Here is a 24,797-nt window from a genome sequence, read left to right as displayed (position 1 = left end):
GTCATGGCCAGTGAAACCCTCACGATTGCCCAACACCGTGCAGCACCGCGCCGCCTGCAACCCGCCGTCTGGGGTGCGCTGTTGCTATGGTGGGCGTTAGTGGCGCTGATGGTGGCGGTACCGGATAAGCCGCAGGGATTTGCTGCCCCGCGCTTTGTCGATCAAACCCATGAACTGTTTGCCGGGATTGCGTTGTTACTCACCGTGTTGGCAATAGCCTCTGGCGTGTTTCCGCGTCTGGCGCTGCTGGCTCCGTTGAAACGTAGCGGGCCGTGGTTGATTGTGCTGGCGCTGCTGATTGGCGTGTGGGAAACCGTGACCGGAAAGCTGGCGCTGTTGCCCGCGCCCTTCTTTGCACCGCCGCGCGCACTGGTCGAAGCCTACGCCACTGACTGGCCACGTCTGCTGGACAGCGTGCTCAATTCGCTGCGTTTGCTGGCCTTTGGTTTTCTCTACGGCAGCGTGGTGGGCTTTGTGACCGGCGTGGCGATAGGCTGGTCGCGAGGACTCGGCTATTGGGTACATCCGATTTTGCGCTTCCTGGGTCCCGTGCCATCCACGGCATTGCTGCCGCTGTCACTTTACTTCTTCCCCTCCAGTTTCTCCGCTGCGGTATTTCTCATCGCTCTGGCCACCTGGTTCCCGGTGACCGTGCTGACCTGGTCCGGCGTTTCCAGCGTCGATACCCGTTACTACGATGTGGCGCGCACGTTGGGCGCCAATTCGATATTCCTGGTGCTGCGCGTGGCGGTACCCGCCGCATTGCCGCACCTGTTTGTCGGCTTATTTATGGGGCTGGGCGCGTCGTTCTCGGTGCTGGTTGCCGCAGAGATGATGGGAGTGAAATCGGGCCTGGGTTGGTATCTCCAGTGGGCACAGGGCTGGGCGGCCTACGCCAATATGTATGCGGCGCTGATCGTGATGGCGCTGCTGTTCTCTTCCCTGATCTCCCTGTTATTCCTGGTGCGTGACCGTTTGCTTTCGTGGCAGCGCAGCGCGGTGAAATGGTAACGGCAGGGTGATGCGCCTGAAGGCGTACCTTTTAGAAACGTTGCCACATCTCAAGGGGCGTCAATCATGGCGCCCAGGCAGGCTACTCCACCAACGAGGTGAACTATGGTTGCAAAAATTTCCTCGTCAATCACCGAACTGATTGGCAATACCCCGCTGCTGCGGCTCTCGCGTTATGCCCAGCAACAAGAGATTCAGGCCGAACTGATCGCCAAACTGGAGCTGTTTAATCCTAATCACAGCGTCAAGGATCGCATCGCACTCAGCATGATCGAAGCCGCTGAGCGCAACGGCACCATTCAGCCTGGCGACACGCTGGTAGAAACCACCAGCGGTAATACCGGGATTGGATTGGCGGCGATTGCCGCCGCTAAGGGCTATAAATTCCGCGTCTATATCAATGATTTTGTTAGCATCGAACGCACGCAACTGATTCAGGCTTACGGTGCTGAAGTGGTGCCGTTCAGCACCATTGAGGGCTTCCGAGAGTTTTATGAAGCCAGCAATGGCGATTTTGTCGCCGCCACCAAATGGCTGGCGGAAAAGGTCACCGCTGCGGAGCCGGAAGTCCATTTTTTGTTACAGCTGGAGAATCCCGCCAACCCGGCCGTGCACGTTCAGACTACCGGGCCAGAGATCTGGCGCGACAGCGGCGGCAAGCTGGATATCTTTATTGCGGCAGTGGGAACCGGCGGCACACTGTCGGGAACCGGACGCTATCTCAAACAGCAGTACCCAAGCCTGCAGGTGATCGCGGTGGAGCCTGGCGTGGGTTCACAACCCAGCGAATTGCGTCCGGAACCGCTGGAGATCACCGGGGTGCACGCCTTTAGCAATCAGCCGCCCGAACGCATCCCGGCGAATCTGGACCACCGAGTGTATGACGAAGTGATCGCCGTAGAAACCTGGCAAGCGTATGCGGCGGCACGTCAACTGGCGCTCAGCGAAGGCGTGTTGGTGGGTGACTCTTCCGGGGCCGTATTGTGGGCGGCAGAACAGGTGGCGGCGCGGCCGGAGAATCACGGCAAGCGTATCGTGGTTTTGTTGGCAGATGGCGGCAGCAGCTACCTGTCGACGCAGTTGTTTGCGCATCAGGTGCCTGCTGAGACTTTCAAGCTAGCAAATGCGATTCAGACATCACAAAAGATTGCCTGATTCGCCGGGTTTTCTTTATCACGATGTCATTTATGGCGCATTCCTGAGCAACAACGCTGCTCGATGAATGCGCGATAAATCACTCCGCCACATCAAATTGCGCGTTATAAGATCGCCCCTCACACCAGCACATTGCTGGTGATACCCTTAGCGAACAGCAGCGGATCGGTTTCTGGCCGCAGCACTTTAATAGCCTTCAAATCCCGCGCATAAACATCGATCTCTTTGACGAAGGCATTGCCCACCGAATAGTGCCCATGGGTATGGGTTTTCAGTACGCTGGCGATCTCCTGCGGCGTGGTATTCAGCGCCTGACCGTTGAACTCGCTACCGATCGCTTCGGGATGCTGCGCAGCATAGGCGTGCGCTTGCAGGATGGCATGGGTAATCGCGGCAGCCACCTCTGGCTGTTCGCGAATCAAACCGCCACGCGTGCCCACCACACAGCAACTCAGGTTGGCGTACTCATCCATCAAATTAGTACCGACTTCGCGATAGCCCGGCTTCTGCGCCAGGCGCCACATAATCGGATCTGAACCGCTGGCGGCCTGAATTTCCCCTTTCTCCAACACCATTGGCAGCAAATCTTGGGGGAATACACGCCAGTTCACGTCGGTATTGGGATCGACGCCGTGCTTTTTCAGCATCAGTGAAAAGAAGTTCTTATCTGCGCCCGCCATATCGGTAACGCCGATGGTTTTGCCTTTTAGCTGCTCCAGCGTGGCGGGACCGTCACTGCGCGCTAATAAGCGCATGCAGCCACCGTGCGTGCCTGCGGTGAGTTTCACATCGAAGCCCTGCTCCAGCGCTTTTAACCAGCGCAGTGCCATGCCGATGGCGGCTTCCGCTTTCCCCGTGGCAATCGACTCCAGCAATAATTCGGTGGAATTGCCAAAGTTGACGAATTCCACTTCAAGGTTGTGAGCTTTGAAGAAATTATGTTGATCGGCCACCACAACCGGTGCCAGGCAAATGGCATTAAGGTTCACCGCGAGGCGAATGTGCGTGGGTTTCGCCAGTGCCCATTTACCCGCACCACCCTGCAACAGGTCGCCGGACATCGGCATATTGTGCATCTGATCTTCGGCGAAACTGCGCCCTGGTAACGTAGACGCCATCATCGCTGCGGCGGAATACCCAAGAAAGCGACGACGCGAAAGTAAATAATTTTCTGGCATGATTTTACTCCCAAAAATATATACAGGTGAAAGAGTGAGCGTTGTAATCATTCATTTCAGTAGCAGGCAGATTAATCGTTAATTAACAGCGCAACCAGCTGTGCAATTATGCCGATTACGCATGTGTTAAGCGGTTTTATTGCTTTTACAGCCTAGCCATATCAGGAAACAATCGACCCTATGTTATTCATCGATAAACAAGGTTTTCTTAATGGCAAATAACACGCCTTTTCTCGCTGAATTATTGCCAGCCCTCACCGAACAATTAGCTGAACATGCCGAACAGGTCGATCACAGCGGTGAATTTCCGCGCGCGGCTTTTGCTCATCTGCAACAACTGGGATTGTTGCATTTCGCTTTGCCCGTCTCCGCTGGCGGCAGCGGTGGCGATTTACGCGATTGTCAGGCGATCATTCAGGCAGTCGCGCGCGGCGAACCCTCCGCAGCACTGATTCTGATCATGCAGTATCTCAATACCCGGCGGCTGAGTGAGGAATCAAATTGGCCTGTTGATGTACGCGCTACAGTGGCGAGCAGCGTGGTCACCGAGGGCGCGTTAATCAATGCGCTGCGCGTCGAGCCTGAACTGGGTACGCCAGCGCGTGGCGGTTTGCCCGCAACCCGAGCGCGACGAACCGCCGAGGGCTGGCGCATCAGTGGCGAGAAGATTTACTCCACCGGCAGCTATGGGCTGAGCTGGTTTCTCGTCTGGGCCAGCAGTGATGATGTCGATCCGTTGGTCGGCGGTTATCTGGTGCCCGCCGATGCGCCAGGCATCCAAATCGTCGATGAATGGGATCATCTGGGAATGCGCGGCACCTGTAGCCATCGCGTGGTGTTAGATGAGGTGCTCATTCCGCTCAATCACGCGGTCAACGTTGCGCCCTGGAGCACGCCGAAACCCGGGCTAAATGAAGAAGAGTCTGTGTGGTTAGCCGTCCTACTCGGCTCGCTTTATGACGCGATTGCTCAAAGTGCACGCGACTGGTTTATCGGCTTTTTACAACAGCGCGCTCCTGCCAACCTCGGTGCACCGCTGGCATCCTTGCCACGTTTTCAGGAGTTAGTCGGACAGATTGATACACTGCTGTTCACTAATCACACGCTGCTTAACAGTGCCGCACGCGGTCAAGTGGCTAGCGGCCATACAGCACAGATCAAACAGGTGGTGACAGAAAATGCCATCCGTGCCGTTGAGCTGATGGTGGAAAGCATTGGTAATCATGCGTTAACGCGCCACCATCCGTTACAACGTCACTATCGTAATGTGTTGTGTGGTCGCATTCACACCCCGCAGAGTGATGCCATTTTCACTTCCGTGGGCAAAACCGCCCTGGCTGCTGAAAAGAATACTTCATAACGTTACGTTTGCGCAGGTGACATGGGCACTGATGCTTTTGAGCCAGGTTGCTGCTTCCAGCATCACCAACCTTTGTTTTCACGTTTAATGGCTATTGGAGCGCCCAGATTACTTCCGCCTTACACCCTATAAAATCGCACTAAAATCCTGCATGCTGTCCGTTTTAAGGGCCGCGATATCTGATAGCTATGACTGCCACTAAAAATGGATTTACTCTTGTAGCGCTGGCAATTTTTGCCGCGCTCGCCGTGCTTTTTTCTCATTGGACGGCGTTTCTCGCCTGGTCACTGCAAACGCAGATCCAACTCCACCGCCTGCTGGTGACGCATCTGCTGCAAATCAATAGCGGGCAATACAGCGCGGGGTTGTGGTTGATTGGCGTGACCTTCATTTATGGCATCCTGCACGCGGTTGGCCCTGGACATGGCAAATTTATCGTCACCACCTGGCTCACTACTCATCAACCGCCGCGTGGTGTCGCCCTCACCGTGCCGTTTCTTGGCAGCCTGGTGCAGGGCCTCAGCGCCATCGCCTTTGTGTTTATCCTGGCCGTTGGCTTTAACCTGACGACTGGCGATCTCAGCACTAGTCGCTGGTATCTGGAAAAAGCCAGCGCGCTGTTTATCGCCGCGCTCGGCGTGATGATGATGGTGCAAGCCTGGCGAGGTCGCAATAAGCATCTGTACCAACATCAACACCTGCACCAAGATCAGCATCAGCATCAGCATCAGCATCAGCATCAGCATCAGCATCAGCATCAGCATCAGCATCAGCATCAAGATGAGCATGAGCATGAGCATGAGCATGAGCATGAGCATGAGCATGAGCATGAGCATGAGCATGAGCATGAGCATGAGCAGCATCATGACGGCTGTGGCCATCATCACGGCATAATTACGGAATCAGTGGATAACTGGAAAGCGTGGATCGGCATTATTATTGCCACGGGCGCACGCCCTTGCAGCGGCGCACTTACAGTGCTGCTGTTTGCCAGCGTGATTGGTATTACCCGTTGGGGCATGTTTGCGGTGATGACCATGGCACTCGGCACCGGCATGGCGCTGGTTGCGCTGGCCCTGTTTGTTCGCCATTTCCGTCATCGCGCGGGAGAATTGTGGTTGGCTGAGTCATCGCCACGCACGCACCAAATACTGGGGATGGTACGTATTGCCGGAGGCGCTTTGCTGATCTTATTTGCGCTGGTGCTGTTTTTAACCGTAGTACCGATCAGTGCGAACGGGGATTATATTGCGGCGGGATGTTGATAATTTATCAAGTCTGATGCGAACAACGCCGGGCCGGCATCCTTGCCGCCCCTGCCATTCACTCACGAACACCCACGTGAATCCTGGCAGAGCACCCATCGCTGCGTGCCCGGTTGGTTGAAATCAGAAACGGTAAGACGCAGTCACCGAGAAGCTACGAGGTTCGCCATAAACGATGCCGCCACTACCGACGTTTTCGTCATACTCTTTGTCGAACAGGTTGTTCAGATTTCCCTGCACGCTCAGGTTTTTCGTCACGTCGTAACGTGCGAAAAGATCAACCAACGCATAGCTGCCCTGACGTGCGCGCCAGGTGCCATTGCCGTCCGGTGCGCCAACGTCTTTGTACGTCTTCGACTGCCAGTTCACACCGCCGCCCAGCGTCAGCTGATCCAGCATCGGCAGACGATAGCTGGTGAACAGGTTGAACGAGGTGCGTGGCAGCTGTGAGTTGTAGTTCTCACCATCACGGTCTTCAGCCACATAGGTGGTGCCACCGAAGGTCATCTGCCAGTTATCCGTAAGCGCACCGTTCACTTCGAACTCGACGCCACGGCTGACTACGCCACTCTTACCAACGTAGATGGCATTACCGGTATCCGGGTTGGTCGCCCCAGTTGCTTCCGCAACGTTGTCCAGTTCTGAACGGAATACTGAAATTGAAGTGGTCAGACGGCTGTTCAACCAATCAGACTTAACACCAGCTTCATAGTTCTTACCAATGACAGGTGAAAGGTAACCACCCGAAGCATCCTGATAATCTTGTGGCTGGAATACTGAGGTATAGCTAGCGTAAGCTGACCAGTTATCATAGAAGTCCCAAATCACACCGCCGTAAGGTGTCGTGTTGTTCTTCTCCATCTCTGCACTCAGCGTCTCACGATTCCAGTTGGTATAACGCGCACCTAAAATAACATGTAGCGGATCGGCCAGTGAAAGGCGAGTAGCGACATAAGCGGATTTCTGACGTACTAATTGCGTGTCTGATGCCGGCTCACGTGGATTCCAGTCGGTTTCCGGGAAGTTGCCATTGAAGTTATTGAAATTGCCCAGCTCGGCCGGCGAAATATTTGCCCACGCGCTGTAGTATTTATTATCCTGACGGCTGTAATTCACACCCACCATCAGTTCATGTTGGCGACCTAACAATTCATACGGGCCGCTGGCGAACGCATCGACGGCATCGACTTTACGTTTACCGGTGTTGTATCCAGTGCCGCCTACAACAGGGTAATTAGCATATGGCGAGGTGCCGATACCGGTGTTCTTATCGAAATAGCCATCAATGTAGAGCTGCTTACTGTCGAGGAACATCTCATTGTGTGTGCCGTTAAGCGTAATGTTCCAGCCGTTATCGAAGTTCTGCTGCAGGTTAACAAAGACCTTTTTGTTTTCTTTGTTATTGTAAGCCCACTCTGGCGAAGTGTTGTACCCGCGACGTAGATGCGTTTGTGAACCGTCAGTATACCAACGCGGCGAACCACTCCACATTGGGGAGTCGGTATCGACCTGGGTAAATTCATAACCCACAGACAGCTTGGTTTTATCGGTCAGGTCAGCATCCACCACACCGTAGATGAATTTCTTCTCGAAGCCATAGCGCTCGATAAAGCTGTTTTTATCTTCGTAACCCGCCACTACGCGGCCACGCACGTTGCCTTCAGGCGACAGCGGCGCAGAGAGATCGGCGACATAGCGCTGTTTATCCCAGCTGCCGTAGCTCGCTTCCAGATTCCCGGTGAACTCTTTGCTATCGGCGTGCTTACGCACCATGTTGATGGAAGCTGACGGGTTACCTGGGCCGGTCAACAGGCCGGTGGCACCGCGCACCACTTCAACTCGCTCGTACAACGCCATATCGGTTTGGGCATCGCCCAGGTTCCAGCGTGATGCAAAAGCGGTAGGTATGCCATCAACCATGTAGTTATCGATGATGAAACCGCGTGAGTAGTAGTTCGTACGATCCATATCGCTGCTGACGCCTCTAATACCGGTGGTATTCGACAGTACGTCATTCAGGGATTGCAGCTGCTGATCTTGCATACGCTGCTTGCTGACAATGCTGACCGATTGCGGAATATCACGTGCGGTCAATGCCATTTTGGTACCGGCACGGGTGACCGGGACGCTGTAATCTTTTGCTGCCTGCTCTTGCGCATCGCTGCTGGCGCTGGCATCCACAGTCAGAGTTTGTTCTGTTTTGGTGCTATCCGCGGCCTGGGCAATACCTGACGCCACCATCATTGCCAGCAGAGAGACACGCAAGGCACGTTGCGGCGCACGGCCAGATTCCCTGACGCGCTTTTCTTTGAAAGACATAATATTCCTCAATCAACTTATCGTTATTTTGTGTTGGCGGCATAGCTGCTGACGTCTGTTAGATCCAGCCATAAATAACGTGCTGAAAAGGAATATCAGGATGAGGTATTTCCCGACCGTGCCGTCCTGGCACAAACAGAACGACCGTAAAAATGCCGTTAAGAAAGCAAATGAGAAATATACGCATTAAGATTACTATTGCAAGAAATTGTTACCGGTTATCCGGCAATTTTACATTTGGATATTTCCTTATTCTTCAATGATTAATAATACAGGTGGGTTATTTTCGGACATTATCACGCAGATTATTGGAGCAAACCTGTGATAAATCACAGGTTCTCGTCGTGATGGTATTCAACGGATCACCAGGGCCAGCGTTTTTCCGCCAAATCCACGAGAAGACGTGAAGCGGGTGAAAGCTCACTGAGTGAGCGGAATTGCCAGCCAAAGGTACGCGGCATCATGACCAGCGGCAGTGGAATTTCAATCAACTCACCGCCCTCACCTTTTAATAAGCGGCGGGAAAGAAAACTCAACAACTGGGTTTGCGCCAGCACGGCGCGCAGCGGGGACAGCGTATTACTTTCCATTTGCGCGCGCGGCGCCGCATAGCCACCGCTGCGCAAGCGTTGTTCCAGCCACTGACGCGTCGCGACGTTATCGGAAGGTAACAACCAGTTATATTCATCAAGCTGTTCAGGCGTCGGATGAATGTTCGCCAGCGGATGGTGACGACTGGCGGCAATCACCACCGGATCCTCAATCAGCGGACGGGTAATAAACTCGCTGTTCCCCTGTGGCAGAAAACCCAGAATCAAATCGACTTTGTTCTCACGCAGTAACTTTTGCAGCAAATCATTCATCCCGACCGTCACTTCGAGTCTGGCGGTGGGAGCTTTGTGCAACAAGTCCTTACTCAGTACCGGTAGCATAAATTCCGCTGCCGTGGCCGCCACGCCTAACCGGATAACGCCCGCCGTTCCCGCACCCAGCGCCTGTAAATCCTGCCGGGTGACCTGCATCATGTGCACGACTTTTTGAGCACGTTCACAAAGTAGTAGTCCCGCTTCGGTGAGTTGCATCCCACGCCCCACCTTGAGAATTAACCGCGTGGCGTAAAACTTCTCCAGACGTTGCAGACATTTGGTTAAGGCGGGCTGAGTGATACCAAGGGATTGCGCCGCCTTACCCAGATGTCCTGTTTCCTTCACCGCCAGCAGATAATGCAGATCTTTCAGTTCCATTCATTCCCACCAGGAATCAATTGATAAAATTCAGAGAATATAATTTATCACTCTACGCTGCCAGGATGGAATGACATTAACAACAGAGCAACACGCTGTTCGCGTCACCTTGTGGCGCTTAACAAGGGAGTAAAGGATGAAACATTCACTGAAAACACTGGTCGCGATGATCGCTTTGGCCAGCAGCGCACAGGTTTTGGCACAAGACACGCTGCCGGTGACGTTACCGATGCAACAGGACAGTCGTCTGGAGCAGGTCGCCACCTCACCGCGCGTGTGGAATGGCATTACCGTCAGTCATGACAACCGTCTGTTCGCCTCGTTAACGCAATCGGAAGGTGCGGGTCTGCAACTGGCGGAAGTGATCAACAATCAGCTGAAAGCCTTTCCCGATGACAGTTGGAATCAGTGGAACGCTAACGATCCGGAGCATCATTTCTACCACGTTAATGCGCTGCGCATCGGTCCGGATGGCGATCTATGGGTGATGGATTCGGGCAATAAGGGGATTGGCACCGGCGATCAGGCCGTGGCCGGTGGCGCCAAACTGGTCCACATCAATCTGGCAACTGGCAAAGTGGTCAATAGCTATGTGTTCAAGGCTCCAACGCTGCAACCCACCAGCTATCTGGATGATGTGCGATTTAATGGCGATTTTGCCTATATCACCGATCCGGGTGCGGTGGGATTAGTGGTGCTGAACCTGAAAAGTGGCAAAAGCTGGCGGGTGCTGGATAACCACCCTCTCTCGATTGATCATCAGCCGATTTATGCAGATGGCAAGAAGTTGATTCTGCGCGATGGCCGTGAAAAACGCGTGGGTCTCGATCAGCTGGAAGTTTCGCCGGATGGCAAATGGCTCTATTACCAGGCGATCCCGGGGCCGCTGGCTCGCATTGAAACCCGTTATCTGAACGACAGTGCCCTATCGGCTGCAGAAGTGGCGAAGCATGCGGAGAAAGTACGCGAAACCTGGAGCACCGGCGGAACGGCCATTGATGCCGAAGGCAATATCTATGCGTCGGATATCAATACCCGCAGCATTAAACGTATTGCGCCCGATGGCAAAGTCACTACCGTGGTGCAGGATCCCCGCCTGGTGTGGATTGACGCGATGTGGGTATCTGACGGCGCACTGTGGATGCCGTCCGGACAGATCAATCGCACGCCTGCGACCACCGGCGGCAAACCGTCAACCGTGGAATATCCGGTGAAGCTGTACCGTCTGCCGTTACCGATTAAGCCTTCGCCGCGGGATCATCAATAAGCCATAACGTGCCGATTAAAGCTATTTAGCGCGGTAGTCACGCCGCGCTTATTCAACGATCTCTTTATTGATAAACAGGAGGAAATAACACCCAGATAAATCATCACCGTTCGCTATTTTAAATTTATTAAAACTAAGAGGTTACGCACAACTTTCGCGTATCCCTAACCTTGTGCCTGCCGAAAAAAACGCTGGATAATATTGCCAGATAGACGAGGTTGCAGAAGGTTAATTTGAACAATAAATAATCATTCGCTGTTTTTTATTTATTCCGAACACATTGCGTTTGCTACCCACAAACGTGCTCTATCCCTCTGGACAGGAACCCTCGTCATGCTGCTGATCATCAGTCTGCTTATGATAATCTGCTTTATTGGCTTATTAATGAGCAAAAAGCTTTCCGCTCTGACTGCATTAATCCTTATCCCCACGCTATTCGCATTGTTATCTGGCCATGGCGCGGATATGGGTGCCATGGTGATCAAAGGATTGCGTACCGTTGCGCCCACTGGCGTCATGTTGATATTCGCGATGCTCTATTTTATGAGCGTAACGGATGCTGGGATGTTTGATCCGATTATTAAAAGAATCGTTTCTGCAGTCGATGGCGATCCGGTGAAAATATTTGTCGGCACCGCACTGCTTGGCTTTATTGTTGCCCTGGATGGTGATGGCGCGACCGTATATATGATCGTGCTTTCCGCGTTTATGCCGATATATGAACGCATCGGATTATCAAAGCTCAGCGTTGCCGCTCTGCTATTACAGTGCACCGGGCTGGGCAATATGTTTCCGTGGGGTGGACCCACGGCGCGTGCGGCCGCCGCCGTTCAGGCTGACGTCTCTGCTCTGTTTGTCCCGCTGCTGATTCCGCTGCTGGCCTGCGTGGCATGGACTTTTATCCTGGCGGTGATGCTCGGCAGAAGTGAACGCAAACGTCTGGGTTTCCAGCCGCATGTCCCGGTGGAACCTGCCGTGCTGCAGTTTGAAGAGAAACACTGCGTGGCCTGGCGTTTCTGGTTTAACTGGGCGCTGACCATTGCATTGATGACCTTCCTGGTTCTGGATGTGATGCCCATGGCGTATCTGTTTATGCTGGCCACCGCCATCATGTTCGTTGTCAATTATCCGCAACTGAGCCAACAGCAGGAGCAGATCGGCCGCCATGCGCCCGCCATCCTTGCCGTAGCCGGATTGATTTTCGCTGCGGCGGTGTTTACCGGCATTTTTGCTGAAACCGGTATGGCGAACGCCCTGGCACAGGCGATTGTGCACACTATTCCCGCTGCACTCGGCCCTTATCTGGCGGTGATTACTGCCTTGATCAGTATTCCCGTCACCTGGATGGTATCGAACGATGTGTTCTATTTCGGCATGCTGCCGGTGCTGGTGCAGGCTGCCGGACACTACGGTATCGAACCGATTGAAATGGCACGCGCGGCATTAGTTGGTCAGCCGGTTCATATTCTCAGCCCACTGGTTGCCTCGACCTATTTATTGGTCGGCATGCTGAAACTGGATTATGCACAGACACAACGGTTCACGCTGCGTTGGTCGTTTATCACCTCAATTGTATTATTAGTGGTCGCACTGATCACCGGTTGCTTCCCGTTTCATCGCAGTATATAGAATATATTTATCCCCTTGTAGCCGCTATTTTCCGCGGCTACACCCTTGACTGGCTTGAGTGAAATATCTGCTTTATGTCTTATTGTTCGATATTGACACCACTCTGCTGAAAGCTTATTTTCCGGACAATTCTGCATTATAGGTAATATTTTCATTTGATTAAAATTAACGTAGAATGCCCCCTTTCATATTCGTTATATAAGTTATAAGGGTTTATTCATGAGCGATGCACTCAAAGCATTGAACAATCTTCGTACGCTGCGTGCCCATGCGCGTGATGTTGAGATTGCGGTATTAGACGAAATGCTGGAAAAGTTCGCCGTGGTGGTTGCAGAACGCCGTGAAGAAGCGGAAGCGAATAATGCCGCTCAGCGCGAAAAAGAAGAAAAACTGGCGCTGTATAAAGAGATGCTGCTGAATGATGGCATCGATATTAGTGAATTAACGAAATTAAACCAGAGCGAAACCAAACCGAAAGCGAAACGCGCTCCACGTCCGGCGAAATATAAGTTCACCGACGAAAACGGTCAGGAAAAATTCTGGACTGGTCAGGGTCGTACACCTTCACCGATCAAATCCGTATTAGATGCGGGCGGTTCGATGGATGAGTTTCTGATTTAAACGATCCGCATGGATATTGTAGGGTCGCCATTCCTGGCGACCGATTAAATCCCTATTTCAACACTGCACAGGCTGCCGCAATGCGTTTTCCGGCTTCGCGCACGCTTTCAATATCCGTGGCAATCGACAAACGGAAATACGGTGACAAGCCATACGCACTGCCCGCTACGCCAGATACGCCGCTCTCCAGCAGATAATTCAGCACATCCTGTTCGCTTTCCAGCGTACGTCCATCAGCACGCGATTTGCCCAACAGGCCAGCACAGCGACAGAAGATAAAGAACGCCCCTTCGGGATTCAGCACCTCAATGCCTTCAACCGGGCTTAGCTGCGCCATAATCGCATCGCGACGCGCCTGATAGGCCGCACGTTGCGGTGGCAGGAAATCCAGGCCGCCGTTCAGCGCCGCTACCGCTGCCGCCTGACTGATGGCGCTGGCACCAGAACTGTTCTGCGACTGCACCACCACCATGGCATCAATCAGCGCTTGCGGACCGGCACCAAAGCCGATGCGCCAGCCGGTCATGGCATAGGTTTTCGATACGCCGCCCACCAGCAGAATGCGCTCGGCTAAATCTGGCGCTACCTGCAACAAGCTGACGTGTTCACGTCCATCAAACAGAATGTGTTCATACAGTTCATCCAGCATGATCCATACGTTTGGATGGTCACGTAGCACCGCCGCCAGTGCAGTTAATTCTGCGGCGTTATACACCGCACCGGATGGATTGCCGGGATTATTCAGCACCAGCCAGCGGGTTTTGTCGGTGATCGCTTGCGCCAGCTGCAGCGGCTGCAGCTTGTACTCTTGCTCCAGCGGGCACTCCAGCAGCACAGCTTCGCCGCCGTTAAAACGCACGCTATCCGGGAACGTCGGCCAGTATGGCACCGGCACAATCACCTCATCGCCGTCATTCAAGGTGGCAGCGAAGGCGTTGAAGATGATCTGCTTCGCCCCGTTGGCGATACAAATCTGCCCCAACGCATAATCCAGCTGATTTTCACGTGCCAGTTTGGCCTGCACCGCTTTACGCAGCGGCGTGGTGCCATTGGTCGGCGTATAGCGCGTCTCACCATTATTCATAGCTTCAACGGCAGCATCACGGATGTGCTGTGGCGTATCAAAATCCGGCTCACCGGTGGTGAGATCCAGAATATCCACGCCCTGCTCTTTCAGCTGGCGCGTCAACTGACGCGCCGCGGCATTGGCAGAGAGCGACACAGACTGCACACGCTTTGATAAGGTGACCATGTTCAGCTCCTAAATGGTTTACAGCGCGGGCAAACCGAGGTTCTCGCGCAGCGTGGCGAATTCGTAATCATCGCGGAACAGACCACGGCGACGCAGTTCCGGGATCACCAGCTCGACGAACAGATCCAGTTGCTCTGACATGATGGCAGGCATGATGTTGAAACCATCGGCTCCGCCCTCTTTCAGCCACAGCTCAAAGTCATCGGCGATGTCTTCTGCGGTGCCGACAATCACGCGATGGCCACGCGAACCGGCTGCCACGGCGGCCAGCTCACGCAAGGTCAGGTTTTCGCGCTTCGCCATATCCGTCATTAATTTGACGCGGCTCTGGTTACCTTCGCCGAGCGGCACTTCAGGAACCGGACCATCCAGCGGATACTGGCTCAGATCCATGCTGAAACGCAGCGACAGCTGACGCAGACCGTTTTCGATATCCACTAGCGTGTTCAGCTCTTTCCACAGAGCTTTGGCTTCTTCACGGGTACGTCCGACAATCGGCATCACGCCCGGCATGATCACCACATGATCCGGATTACGCCCGGCGGCAATCACCTGATCTTTCTGCGAGCGGTAGAAGGTTTGCGCCTCTTCCAGACTGGCGGCAGCGGTGAAGATCACTTCGGCGGTTTCGGCCGCCAGTTTTTGACCGTCTGCAGATGAACCGGCTTCGATGATCACCGGACGTCCCTGCGGAGAACGCGTGATGTTCAGCGGACCCTGTACCTGGAAGTGCTCGCCGTCATGATCAATCGACTTAATTTTGTCATTAACGAAGTATTCACCGGTCTCTTTGTTCGGTTGTACCGCCCCCGCTTCCCAACCTTCCCACAGCTTGTTGGTCACTTCGAGGAACTCACGTGCACGTGCATAGCGCTCGGCGTGGTTTGGCATATCGCTGCGGCTAAAGTTACGCGCCACGTCGGTGGAGAACGACGTCACCACGTTCCACGCTGCGCGACCACGGCTGATGTGATCCAGCGACGAGAAGCTGCGCGCCATGGTGAATGGATCGCTAAAGGTGGTGGACGCGGTGGCCGCCAGACCAATGCGTTTGGTGTTCACCGCCAGCGCCGACAGCATGGTCAGCGGCTCAAGGCGCGCCATGGTCGATGGCAGACGGTACATGCTGGTCGCCAGCGCATCACCGACAAAGAACAGATCGAATTTACCCGCTTCGGCTTTTTGTGCGATGGTGATCAGCCAGTCAATGTCAGTGGGATCGCCGAGTTTTTCCGTGAGACGCCAGCCGCTGACGTGCTGCCCTACGGGTTGTACGAAGAGGCCCAAGCGGATGCGTTGTGGTTGTGCAGTAGCCATGAAGTTGTCCTGGTCGATAAAAGAGTAAAAGTTAGAAACGGTTTTCGGTTGCCAGCAGCGCCTGTTCTAACGCATCCGCATGAATGCGGAACGGCAGACGTTCAGCGCTGGCCGCCGGGAATTTAATTTGTTCCGCAATCGTGCGTATCGCCGCCGCGCGGTCGCCAGTCAACGGCGCCAGCGTCAGTGGCATCGCATACTGACGCAGCAACGCCAGCAGTTCCGCATCCGGCACGCCATCGTGTTCAATCAGCGATTGCACCAGCAGGCTGTAGCCAACCTTCTCGCCGTGCAGCCAATGATGCAGCTCGGGCTGGTGAGTGAGACGGTTATGAATCGCATGAGCAAAGCCGGGGGTGGAAAGTTGATCGCGCACGCTGTTGGCCAGGCCTGCCAGTACGATGTTGGCATCAATCACCTTCACCAACTCCGGCGTGACTTGCTGTTTTTCATTGGCGCTGACGGCGGCTTCACCCAGTTGGCGATAAACATCCAGCGCTCGTTGCGCCGTCATTACTTTGAGATCGAGCGCCAGATCGTGCGGGTTACTGCGCAGGTAAGGGGCAAATTCGTAGTACTTCGCCAGCGCATCGACAATACCCGCTTTGAGATAGCGCACATCGCTGCAGGCGATCACTTCACTGTCCACCAGCACCAGCTCCGGCATTTTCCCCAGCGGCTGGCTGCGCACGTGGCCGCCCTGCTCGTTATAAATGATGGCAACCGGTGACCATGCAGCGCAGGTCGCCGCCAAAGTAGCGAAGTTAATCACCTTCAGATCCGGTAACTGGCTACCCACCGCTTTAGCGGCATCCAGTACGCGCCCACCGCCCACGGCAAACAGCAGTTCTGCTTGCTGTTGCTCAACGTTGGTTTTGAGCGCTTCGATCACGGCATCGGTGCATTCACCGTGCAGATACTCCAACTCCCAGCGGATACCGTTGGTTTCTAAACTCTGGCTTAATTCCGGGTTAACCGCTTGCCAGGCATGGGGAGAAGTGAAAATGCGGATATGTGTGGCATAAGGTTTGATAAATTCACCAGCACGCTTACGCAGGCCAGCTTCATGTGCATAAGCACGCGGAGATTTGATCGCTAACACGTCGTCACCCTGATTAAGAATAAGGCTATAACGAGAAAAGTTATTTTATTTCATGGGGTTAATGCGAAATAGTTATAGCGCTATGTAATTTATGCATACTACGGTAAATCGCGATATAAGCAATGGAAAAGCCGCCATTTCATTTTCACAAATTCGCATTAGCTTAGTCATTTTTCACATATAGAAGCACAAGGCATTACTGATATTCTGAGTTGCTTAGCACGCTGGGTATTTTGAATTAGCACTTTAAATTGCGCTTTTTCAACCGCTATGCGCTGCTCAATCTGCATTCAATTTACCGCTTCCAGGCGGTTTTTCCGGGGATAGTTATGTCACTTGAATTTCGTCAGGTTAGAGAAGATGAGGTTGAAACCTATCAGGCGCTGATGCACGCCGCCTATGCGCCGACGCTGGCACTGGGCATCAAATTTGATGCCGCCACAGCAGACCGTGAAAAGACGCTGCGTCACATGCAAAGCCACGGCGTTTATGCGCTCTACGCGGAAGGTGTGATGGTTTCCTCAGTCACCGTGCGCTATCCGTGGGGGCCGCTGCCAGGCCCGTTTGGTCTGCCGCATATTGGCTGGTTCGGTGCCCATCCCGATTATCCCGGCAAACAGTATGGCCGCCAGGTACAGGACCGGCTGGAACACGAGATCCTGCTAGGCAAACTGCGCGCACCTGCGGTATCACTGGGCACCGCCACCAGCCATCCGTGGCTAATCGAGATGTATAAAAAACGCGGCTTCCAGTTGATGCATACCACCGATCTCGGCAAAGGCCACATCACCCAATATATGAAGAAAGTGCTGGATGACAGCGCGCATGATGCGTGGATGACACGTCAGGCCGAACAACAAGGAAGCAAATAATGAGTTTTGATGAGAGCGCATTGGGTCAACATTTGATTGCCTTCCGCCATGAGTTACACCGTTTTCCAGAACTCTCCAATGAAGAGTTTAAAACCACCGCGCGTATTCGCCAGCAACTGGATCAGCACCAGATTCGCGTGTTGGAACTTCCGCTGAAAACCGGATTGGTGGCTGAGATAGGTCCTGTTGTTGGGCCATTGATCGTGCTGCGTTCCGACATTGATGCACTGCCTATTGAAGAGCAGTCTGATGTCACGTTCCGTTCAGAACGTCCGGGGGTGATGCACGCGTGCGGCCACGACTTCCACAGTTCCGCAGCCTTAGGCGCGGCGATTCTGCTGAAACAGCAGGAAGCGAATTTATCGGGCCGCGTACGTATTCTGTTCCAGGCCGCCGAAGAGACCGGCCAGGGCGCGCCGGATGTGATTGCTACCGGCGCACTGCAGGATGCGATAACTATTTTCGGCATTCATAACGATCCTTCATTACCACCGGGCGTGATTGGCAGCAAAGCCGGCCCACTGACCGCCGCCGTCGACCGCTTTGATATCAAGATCATCGGCACCGGTAGCCACGCTGCGAAACCGCATCAGGGCAACGATCCGATTGTGATCGCCGCGCAAATTGTTTCTGCGGCGCAAACGCTGATCAGCCGTAATGCGCCTTCCGGCGACAATGCAGTGGTATCGATCACTCAGATTCACAGCGGCAGTACCTGGAACGTCATCCCGGACAGCGCGTGGCTGGAAGGCACGGTGCGTTCATTCTCACAGGAGACGCGCGAGCGACTGGAGCAACGCTTCCGCGAGATCGTGCAGGGAATTGGCGCGGCCTTTGCTGCCAACGTTGAGTTCAACTGGCACGCAGGTCCACCGTCGGTGGTGAATGATGCACACTGGGCCGATTTCGCGCTGCAACAGGCAGCGGCCAGCGGCTTTGAAGCGCGCGTGGTAGAGGCCAGCCCGATTGGTGAAGATTTTGCTTTCTATCAACAACAGTTGCCAGGTGCCTTTATGATGATTGGCACCGGTGAACCTTATGCGCTGCATCATCCGGCATTTCGTATTAACGATGATGTGCTGCTGCCGACCTCACGTTACCTGGCCAATCTCGCCGTCGCGGCACTGAACAGTGTGGCGCCACAATGAGTATCACCGCTGCCCTCGCTGAACTTATCGTCCATAGCCAACCCGATGCCGCTGCACGTGAAGCCGCGCGCGAAGGGGTAAAGGATTTTCTCGCTGTCAGCTGGCCGGTGCTGCAAGGCCAGGTGCCGGATAGCGGCTTGCCGGCACTACGAACCGTTTATGGCGACGGCGGCCCACGTTCTCAGGCGTTGCTGCTTGGTTATGCCGCTCACGCGCTGGATTACGATGATTTCCACGCTGATTTTCGCGGTCATCCCAGCGTGGTGATTTTGCCTGCGCTGTTTGCCTGGCAGCAGCAACAGGCGGCAGCGATTGATGATTTCCTTGATGCTTACGCCATCGGTGTGGAAATGGCCGGACGGCTTGGGTTGGCCGCCAGCCAGCAGCATTATGCGTTAGGTCATCACAATACCGCGACGCTGGGCACCATTGCCGCAGCAGCAGCACTGGCGCGTTTACTGAAACTGGAGGTCAGCGCAACTGCCACGCTAATCGGTATCGCCACCACCCAGGCCAGCGGGCTGCGTGCGCAGTTCGGATCCGCTGTCAAACCGCTCCACGCGGGTTTAGCGGCGGAACGTGCGGTTACTGCAGCCCAGCTGACGCTGGCCGGTTTCGATGGCAAACAGGATGGCGTGGTTGAGGCTTTCATTGCGGCCAGCAGCAACGGCGCAGCTCAACCTGAAAAATTGGTCGCGCATTGGGGCAAGCCGTGGCGCATCGTGACGCCGGGTCTGGAGTACAAACCCTTCCCGACCTGCGCCGGAACGCATAGCGCAGCGGAAGCCGCGCGCATTCTGCGTGATGGCTGGTTAGCCAACGGCAATTCGCTGGAAGCGCTGCTGGATAACATCACCGATATCAGCGTAGCTTTCCCGCCAGGGGGCGATATTGCCGCTTCCGTCACATCGCCCACCAATGGGATTGAAGCGCGTTTCAGTCTGGAATACGTGATTGCCGCAATGCTGATTTATAACGATCTGCGGCTGGAAGATTTTGCGGAAGGCGATCTTAATCATGCTGTGATGCCACTGGCAGCGAAAGTGAGACGAGAACCTGACGACACCGCACCGCCAGATGCCATTAATCCCGCATTACGTTTTCATCTGGTCACTCTTACCTTGCGCGATGGCACTCGGCTGCAACAGCGACGCACCCGTCAGCAATCGCTGGCCGATGGTGTGGTCGTTGAAGGTAAATTGCGTCTGGCACTGCGTCAGGAATCGGGCGAGCGACGGCAACAGGTGCTGCAAAGCAGCGCATTGCAGACAACCGCTGATCTGGCAGTGCTGCAGCAGTTATTACGCGTTTAATATCACGTCCGTTGCAGCGCTTTTAGTTCACCACATTACAGACGAAGTTGCGTCTATCGGGATGACGAGTGCCGTATTAATCTACAGGTCGCCGCACTTGCGCTGGAGTCAACTCTGGTGCGTGCGGCTGGACTGCTCCTGACTGCCAGACTCTTAGCTTAGGCACACACCATGACCAAAACCCAGCGACTGATGGAGCTTGTACAATTGTTACGTTGTCACCGCTATCCGGTGACTGCGCAGCATCTTGCGGAGCAACTCAGCGTAAGTGTGCGCACCGTCTATCGCGACATTATCAGCTTGCAGCAGCAAGGCGTGGAAATCGAGGGCAGCGCGGGTTTAGGTTATTTGTTGAAATCAGATGGCCATCTCCCGCCGCTGATGTTCTCGCGCCATGAACTCGATGCGCTGGCGTTGGGGTTGGACTGGGTCAGTCGCCATACCGATGCCGAATTGAAATCTGCCGCACAACATGCGCTGGCTAAAATCCACGCCGTATTGCCGGAACATTTATCTCACGCGCTCGATCATCAATCGCTGCTGGTTGCCACACGTGGTGAAGTGCTGTTTGAAACTCATCTGCCCGAAATTCGCCAGGCAATCCATACGCGCAACAAGATCACCTTACGATACAAAGATCTGAAAGACGCCACTTCAACCCGGGTGATTTGGCCGGTGGTGCTGGGCTATTTCGATCGCGTCCGCTTACTGTGCGGCTGGTGTGAGTTGCGCCAGGATTTTCGCAACTTCCGCGTTGATCGTATTGAAGAAATTCAGGCGAGTGATGAGGTGTATCCTGGAACGCGTTTTCAATTACTTAAGCGCTGGAAGGATTACCACCAGTTGCGGGAACAGAATGGCTATCGTGAGGCATGATATTTAAAGCCCACAACGAGCAGTATTTCATTTTGTTTTGCGCTATCTCTGATAACCATGAAAAAAACTTTCGAAACCACTGATCATAGACCACGCTTCAATGCATAGCATCGCCGCAGCTTTAGCACACTGCTAAAGCCTCAGCACCCTCAACGGAGGCACTATGTTCTGGAAAATTGGCTCTTGCTCATTGCTGGTCATGGTTTCATTTATTTCTGTGGCTAAGTCACCCTACAGCAACCTGTCCTACGCATTACGAGAGCAGCAGATCATCACCGATCTGCGCGCGCACTGCCATCTGGCGCAAGAGATACCGAATGAACGCATTAAGCAGGTGTTTCTGAATAGCTCAGAGAATCACGATGCGATTGTGAACGCCGCTGATGCCCTGAAGAAGAAGGATCAGTCTGGCTACCACCAGCATATTGAACAGGTGAGCTGCCCAAAACTGGCGATGTTCTCGCCAGCAAAAAAGTAGAGGCCGCGCTAGAGTAAGCCACTGTACAAAACCGGCCCCGTTGGCAACCCCGTTGGCGAACCGCCTTGAGGTTCAAGACTGATCGCAATCGTTGTCCCTGCTGCCAGCGTTTTTTGATCCATCTCGATCCGAGTGGCTGAATTGTTTGCCAGCAGCCCTAATGAAACCGGCTGTTTGCCGGCAGGGATCAGCCATAGCTGCAGACTGTTAGCTGTCGCAATGGCAACGGGTTTCAGCGGCGCGAGTTGCAGATAGCGGCTATCGCTACTTCGGCTCACCACCCACTGCCCCTGCTGCTGCGCATCACCGAGAATAATCAGCGGTGCGAATTCTTCCGGGCGATAGTTGTAATAAGAGACCAGCGTAATGGCCGCCAGACCCGCAGCAACCAGCCAACCCAGGTAAGGATTGGCGCGTTTAACCGGAGTTTTAGCCGGCAGGCTTAACGTGATCTTTTTCCAGACGCGTTCAGGCGGTGTTTGAGGCCGCAAGTGCGTATCTAATCCGGTTAACATCGTCTGCCAGCTGGCGACTCTCGCGGCGAGTTCAGGTTCCTGCTGTAGCCGCCGTTCAAAGCGCAAACGGGCATTGCCGCGCAGTGTTCCCAATGCATATTCGGCCGCGAGCGCGTCATCATGTTGCTTGTTGTTGTTCATAGGCCCACGCACTCCCGAAGATGCTCCATCGCACGACGGATCCAACTTTTCACTGACCCTACCGGCTGTTGTAACCAGGCGGCAATATCGCTGTGCGACATCCCCTGATAGTAAGCCAGCGTCACACTTTGCCGTTGCTCACTGCTAAGGTGCTGCAAGCAATGTTGTAAACGGGCCGCCTGCGAATCATCAAATGGCTGCTCTGTATTATCAGCATCCGTTTCCTGAGTACTGTCACTGTATTCCTCTGACGCCAGCGCTTCACGCGCCTGCCCACTGCGCAACCAGTCGATACAGCGGTTACGCACAATATGCGTCATCCATGTCATGGGGGCACTGAGTGCGGCATCATAGCTGTCGGCTCGGTTCCAGATGGTGAGGAAGCAATCATGCAGCACTTCTTCTGCCCAGGCTGGCTGGCGTAAAGTGCGTAATGCAACTGCAAACAAATGCGGAGAAGTGAGTCGATACAGTTGTTCAAATGCCGGGCGATCGCCTTGCGCAATCGCCCGCAATAATTTCACCTGCTGTTGAGCCAAAACGTTATCCATGTTTTTCCCGGAAGGCATTGAAATGCCTTCCGAGTATAGACAATTACTTAGGCATCAGGACGGTGTCGATGACGTCGATCACACCATTTTTCTGGTTCACATCATAAGTGCTGATATTGGCCACATTACCCATGCCATCTTTCAACTGAATATTGTGAGGACCGTTGCTCATAATCCATAAAGGCTGACCGTTAACGGTTTTCAGTTCCGCATGACCGCCACCTTGTTTAATTTTCATCTCCAGCGCTTTCATATCGTATTTACCGGCCACGACATGGTAGGTCAGGATGCTGGTCAATTTGGCTTTGTTTTCTGGTTTTACCAAATTATCCACGGTGCCAGCAGGCAATTTCGCAAACGCGGCGTTGGTTGGCGCGAACACAGTGAAAGGCCCTTTTCCTTCGAGTGTTTCCACTAAACCTGCTGCCTTCACTGCGGCCACTAACGTAGTGTGATCTTTAGAATTGAGTGCATTTTCAATGATGTTTTTCTGCGGATACATAGCGGCACCGCCAACCATGACAGAATCAGAGTTCATGGCTGCGAAAGTCGTGGCGGAGAACATCAGCGCGCCAGAGATGACTGCGGTGGTGATTAGCTTTTTCATCATAAATCCTCGTTGTAGGGGAGCGAAGAATTTGCTCACAACGGGATATACGTAAGGAGGGGGCCAACTGGATGCAGAGAAAAATAAAAAAATTTCGCCCCTCACAAAACGGTTTAAAACACCGTCATGTGAGGGTTCGCTGGCTTTACATCTCGTCTTCAGGTTCCAGGGCGTCCTGAATGGCATCAGCCAGATTAGAAATTTCATTCGCTACCGCCTGAAGATCCCACGACGCTTTTGAACCGCTGGCAGAGGTTGAAGCGCTGACGGATTCCTTCGCCACCGCTAAAGCGGCCGCCACAGCGATGGTTCGCTTGTGTTGTTCTGGCGTCATACCCATTGGGGGTGGTGCAAAGTAGTCATTGACCATTTCATCTCTCCGTTTACCGCGTTCAAATAATTAATCCTGCGTGCATTATCAGGATATTGAGCGCGAGCGCGACTAAAAGTTCACGTAATGCTCCTGACAGATGCTGTTAAAGCGAGCACGTCCTACAGCGGTAATTTTGGCAAAGAGATATTCGCTGGTAACCCATCCAGAAAAAAACTGTCAAAACTGTGTCGATAATCCAGCATGCCTAAACGATTTTTCTGCTGAACTGTTGCTCAGTAAGGGGGCTTCCCCACTGATCGCCCTCCCATTCTTTTGACAATTCAAATCCAAATGATTCGTACAATCGTCTGGCCGCGGTAAGTTGATTAAACGTCCATAACTGTATTGAAGCGAATTTCTGTTCATCACAAAATCTCGTCGCTTCTGAAATCAGTTTTCTGCCCAATCCGCTACCACGACACCCGTCGTCAAGGATGAACCAGCGCAGATGCGCCTCATTATTTCCCAGATCTTCACCGTCAATGGCAACTGACCCGACAATGCGTTCATTCAACATTGCCAGCCAAATCTGATTACAGGGTTTTTCCAGTCGCAACGCAAAATCAGCCAGACCGGCAGCAACCTTCGCTTCAAAGAAATGGCCGAAGTGATGCTCTCTGGCGTAAAAGCTGCCATGCATTTCTGTAATACGACCAATCATACCTGCATGATAACCCGAGACTATCTTGACGTTATTTTGCACTTGCCCTGCGGTGTTTTCCCGACAGGCTTTCAACGCGCTGGCGTATGACGATAGGCCCTGTGATATAGCGTCCTGAGTAAAGGGATCGAGTTTTCTGAGCGCTGCTGCTACTCGTTGGTCAGCGTAAGCATTGATGCTCTGCACGATATCTTTACCCTTCCCGGTGAGGCTCAGTCGCTTGGTCCTCGCGTCTTCTGAACATGGACTTTCTTCAAGTTCTCCGGCTTCAACGAGTTTAGCGAGCATGCGGCTGACGCTGGACTTCTCCAGCCCTAAAATCTGCACCAGTTGAGCCGCTGTCATTGAGCCATGAAGTTCAACTTCAAGCATGGCGTGAACGGCTGAGGGATGAATCGCTATGGGTTTAACAGACACCTCAGAGTCATTTAAGATGGCTTAAAGAGAGGTGCCCATGAGCGGTAAGCGTTATCCAGAAGAGTTTAAAATTGAAGCAGTCAAACAGGTTGTTGATCGTGGCCATTCTGTTTCCAGCGTTGCAA

The 24,797-nt window shown here is 53.7% G+C and carries 24 protein-coding genes; 13 read left to right on the top strand and 11 right to left on the bottom strand.

Annotated elements, in window-relative coordinates; translation table 11 throughout:
- Positions 1–3: 3 nt before the first annotated feature.
- Positions 4–1,011 carry an ABC transporter permease subunit gene (locus tag JK231_RS22445; protein ID WP_160833276.1) on the top strand — a complete coding sequence of 336 codons (1,008 nt, stop codon included), beginning with the start codon at positions 4–6 and terminating at the stop codon, positions 1,009–1,011.
- Between the two features lie 105 nt (positions 1,012–1,116).
- Positions 1,117–2,166, top strand: a complete 1,050-nt coding sequence (locus JK231_RS22440) for a PLP-dependent cysteine synthase family protein (protein WP_097117827.1) — start codon at positions 1,117–1,119, stop codon at positions 2,164–2,166.
- 119 nt (positions 2,167–2,285) lie between these two features.
- Here JK231_RS22440 and JK231_RS22435 read toward each other — a convergent pair whose 3' ends face one another.
- Positions 2,286–3,344, bottom strand: coding sequence for an ABC transporter substrate-binding protein (locus JK231_RS22435; protein ID WP_097117826.1), 1,059 nt, complete (start codon positions 3,342–3,344; stop codon positions 2,286–2,288).
- Positions 3,345–3,555: 211 nt separating this feature from the next.
- Between JK231_RS22435 and JK231_RS22430 the strand changes: the two genes are divergently transcribed.
- The gene (locus tag JK231_RS22430; RefSeq protein ID WP_211729572.1) at positions 3,556–4,704 is read left to right on the top strand and encodes an acyl-CoA dehydrogenase family protein; all 1,149 of its coding nucleotides are present in this window, start codon (positions 3,556–3,558) and stop codon (positions 4,702–4,704) included.
- Between the two features lie 188 nt (positions 4,705–4,892).
- On the top strand, positions 4,893–5,969 hold the full coding sequence (locus JK231_RS22425) for a nickel transporter (protein WP_211729571.1): 1,077 nt from the start codon (positions 4,893–4,895) through the stop codon (positions 5,967–5,969).
- Positions 5,970–6,092: 123 nt separating this feature from the next.
- Here the strand turns inward: JK231_RS22425 and fhuE are convergent, their stop codons facing one another.
- Both fhuE and JK231_RS22415 read right to left on the bottom strand, forming a co-directional pair.
- Entirely contained in the window at positions 6,093–8,288 is a 2,196-nt protein-coding gene (fhuE, locus tag JK231_RS22420) for a ferric-rhodotorulic acid/ferric-coprogen receptor FhuE (RefSeq protein ID WP_211729570.1), read from the bottom strand.
- A gap of 362 nt (positions 8,289–8,650) precedes the next feature.
- Positions 8,651–9,532: a LysR family transcriptional regulator gene (locus tag JK231_RS22415; RefSeq protein WP_034827577.1), complete on the bottom strand. Its 882-nt coding sequence runs from the start codon at positions 9,530–9,532 to the stop codon at positions 8,651–8,653.
- A gap of 136 nt (positions 9,533–9,668) precedes the next feature.
- Here JK231_RS22415 and JK231_RS22410 point away from each other — a divergent pair, with 136 nt between their 5' ends.
- The 3 genes from JK231_RS22410 (at position 9,669) to JK231_RS22400 (ending at position 13,049) form a co-directional block, all read left to right on the top strand.
- Positions 9,669–10,799, top strand: coding sequence for an L-dopachrome tautomerase-related protein (locus JK231_RS22410; protein WP_097117822.1), 1,131 nt, complete (start codon positions 9,669–9,671; stop codon positions 10,797–10,799).
- Between the two features lie 333 nt (positions 10,800–11,132).
- Positions 11,133–12,428 (top strand): citrate:proton symporter, encoded by a 1,296-nt coding sequence (locus JK231_RS22405; protein ID WP_211729569.1) that lies wholly within the window; start codon positions 11,133–11,135, stop codon positions 12,426–12,428.
- A 219-nt stretch (positions 12,429–12,647) separates the two neighbouring features.
- Positions 12,648–13,049 carry an H-NS family nucleoid-associated regulatory protein gene (locus tag JK231_RS22400; protein ID WP_097117820.1) on the top strand — a complete coding sequence of 134 codons (402 nt, stop codon included), beginning with the start codon at positions 12,648–12,650 and terminating at the stop codon, positions 13,047–13,049.
- Between the two features lie 52 nt (positions 13,050–13,101).
- Here the strand turns inward: JK231_RS22400 and JK231_RS22395 are convergent, their stop codons facing one another.
- The 3 genes from JK231_RS22395 to JK231_RS22385 are packed head-to-tail and all read right to left on the bottom strand — an operon-like array spanning position 13,102 to position 16,720.
- Positions 13,102–14,301, bottom strand: coding sequence for an aminotransferase class I/II-fold pyridoxal phosphate-dependent enzyme (locus JK231_RS22395; RefSeq protein WP_211729568.1), 1,200 nt, complete (start codon positions 14,299–14,301; stop codon positions 13,102–13,104).
- An 18-nt stretch (positions 14,302–14,319) separates the two neighbouring features.
- Positions 14,320–15,618, bottom strand: coding sequence for an LLM class flavin-dependent oxidoreductase (locus tag JK231_RS22390; RefSeq protein WP_211729567.1), 1,299 nt, complete (start codon positions 15,616–15,618; stop codon positions 14,320–14,322).
- 31 nt (positions 15,619–15,649) lie between these two features.
- Positions 15,650–16,720 carry an iron-containing alcohol dehydrogenase family protein gene (locus tag JK231_RS22385; RefSeq protein WP_211729566.1) on the bottom strand — a complete coding sequence of 357 codons (1,071 nt, stop codon included), beginning with the start codon at positions 16,718–16,720 and terminating at the stop codon, positions 15,650–15,652.
- A 329-nt stretch (positions 16,721–17,049) separates the two neighbouring features.
- Here JK231_RS22385 and JK231_RS22380 point away from each other — a divergent pair, with 329 nt between their 5' ends.
- The 5 genes from JK231_RS22380 to JK231_RS22360 all read left to right on the top strand — a co-directional run bounded on the left by JK231_RS22380 (position 17,050) and on the right by JK231_RS22360 (position 21,407).
- Positions 17,050–17,592 (top strand): GNAT family N-acetyltransferase, encoded by a 543-nt coding sequence (locus JK231_RS22380; protein ID WP_211729565.1) that lies wholly within the window; start codon positions 17,050–17,052, stop codon positions 17,590–17,592.
- Positions 17,592–18,740 (top strand): amidohydrolase, encoded by a 1,149-nt coding sequence (locus tag JK231_RS22375; protein ID WP_097117815.1) that lies wholly within the window; start codon positions 17,592–17,594, stop codon positions 18,738–18,740. Before JK231_RS22380 ends, JK231_RS22375 begins: the two co-directional genes overlap by 1 nt.
- The gene (locus JK231_RS22370; protein WP_211729564.1) at positions 18,737–20,053 is read left to right on the top strand and encodes an MmgE/PrpD family protein; all 1,317 of its coding nucleotides are present in this window, start codon (positions 18,737–18,739) and stop codon (positions 20,051–20,053) included. The genes JK231_RS22375 and JK231_RS22370 overlap by 4 nt, the downstream gene beginning before the upstream one ends.
- Before the next feature lie 171 nt (positions 20,054–20,224).
- Positions 20,225–20,929 carry a YafY family protein gene (locus JK231_RS22365; protein WP_097117813.1) on the top strand — a complete coding sequence of 235 codons (705 nt, stop codon included), beginning with the start codon at positions 20,225–20,227 and terminating at the stop codon, positions 20,927–20,929.
- Positions 20,930–21,092: 163 nt separating this feature from the next.
- Positions 21,093–21,407, top strand: a complete 315-nt coding sequence (locus JK231_RS22360) for a YicS family protein (protein WP_097117812.1) — start codon at positions 21,093–21,095, stop codon at positions 21,405–21,407.
- Between the two features lie 8 nt (positions 21,408–21,415).
- On the opposite strand, the gene JK231_RS22355 is transcribed toward JK231_RS22360, so the two are convergent.
- From JK231_RS22355 to JK231_RS22335, 5 genes are all read right to left on the bottom strand, one after another.
- Positions 21,416–22,063 (bottom strand): anti-sigma factor, encoded by a 648-nt coding sequence (locus tag JK231_RS22355; RefSeq protein WP_211729563.1) that lies wholly within the window; start codon positions 22,061–22,063, stop codon positions 21,416–21,418.
- Complete coding sequence (locus tag JK231_RS22350) at positions 22,060–22,614, bottom strand: sigma-70 family RNA polymerase sigma factor (protein WP_097117941.1); 555 nt, start codon at positions 22,612–22,614, stop codon at positions 22,060–22,062. Before JK231_RS22350 ends, JK231_RS22355 begins: the two co-directional genes overlap by 4 nt.
- 43 nt (positions 22,615–22,657) lie before the next feature.
- Positions 22,658–23,221 carry a fasciclin domain-containing protein gene (locus tag JK231_RS22345; protein ID WP_097117810.1) on the bottom strand — a complete coding sequence of 188 codons (564 nt, stop codon included), beginning with the start codon at positions 23,219–23,221 and terminating at the stop codon, positions 22,658–22,660.
- 145 nt (positions 23,222–23,366) lie between these two features.
- A complete protein-coding gene (locus tag JK231_RS22340; RefSeq protein WP_097117809.1) occupies positions 23,367–23,591 on the bottom strand; it encodes a hypothetical protein in 225 nt (74 codons plus the stop codon).
- 208 nt (positions 23,592–23,799) lie between these two features.
- Complete coding sequence (locus JK231_RS22335; RefSeq protein ID WP_349291531.1) at positions 23,800–24,672, bottom strand: bifunctional helix-turn-helix transcriptional regulator/GNAT family N-acetyltransferase; 873 nt, start codon at positions 24,670–24,672, stop codon at positions 23,800–23,802.
- Between the two features lie 37 nt (positions 24,673–24,709).
- On the opposite strand from JK231_RS22335, the gene JK231_RS22330 reads away from it, so the two are divergent.
- Positions 24,710–24,797: transposase (locus JK231_RS22330; RefSeq protein ID WP_150060159.1), on the top strand; the 88-nt coding region annotated here is incomplete at its 3' end.

Source organism: Pantoea sp. JGM49, assembly GCF_018257655.1.
In the GTDB taxonomy this organism is placed as follows: domain Bacteria; phylum Pseudomonadota; class Gammaproteobacteria; order Enterobacterales; family Enterobacteriaceae; genus Pantoea; species Pantoea communis.
The sequence above is the reverse complement of the archived record's forward strand: the minus strand, read 5'-3'. Positions and strand labels throughout refer to the sequence as shown.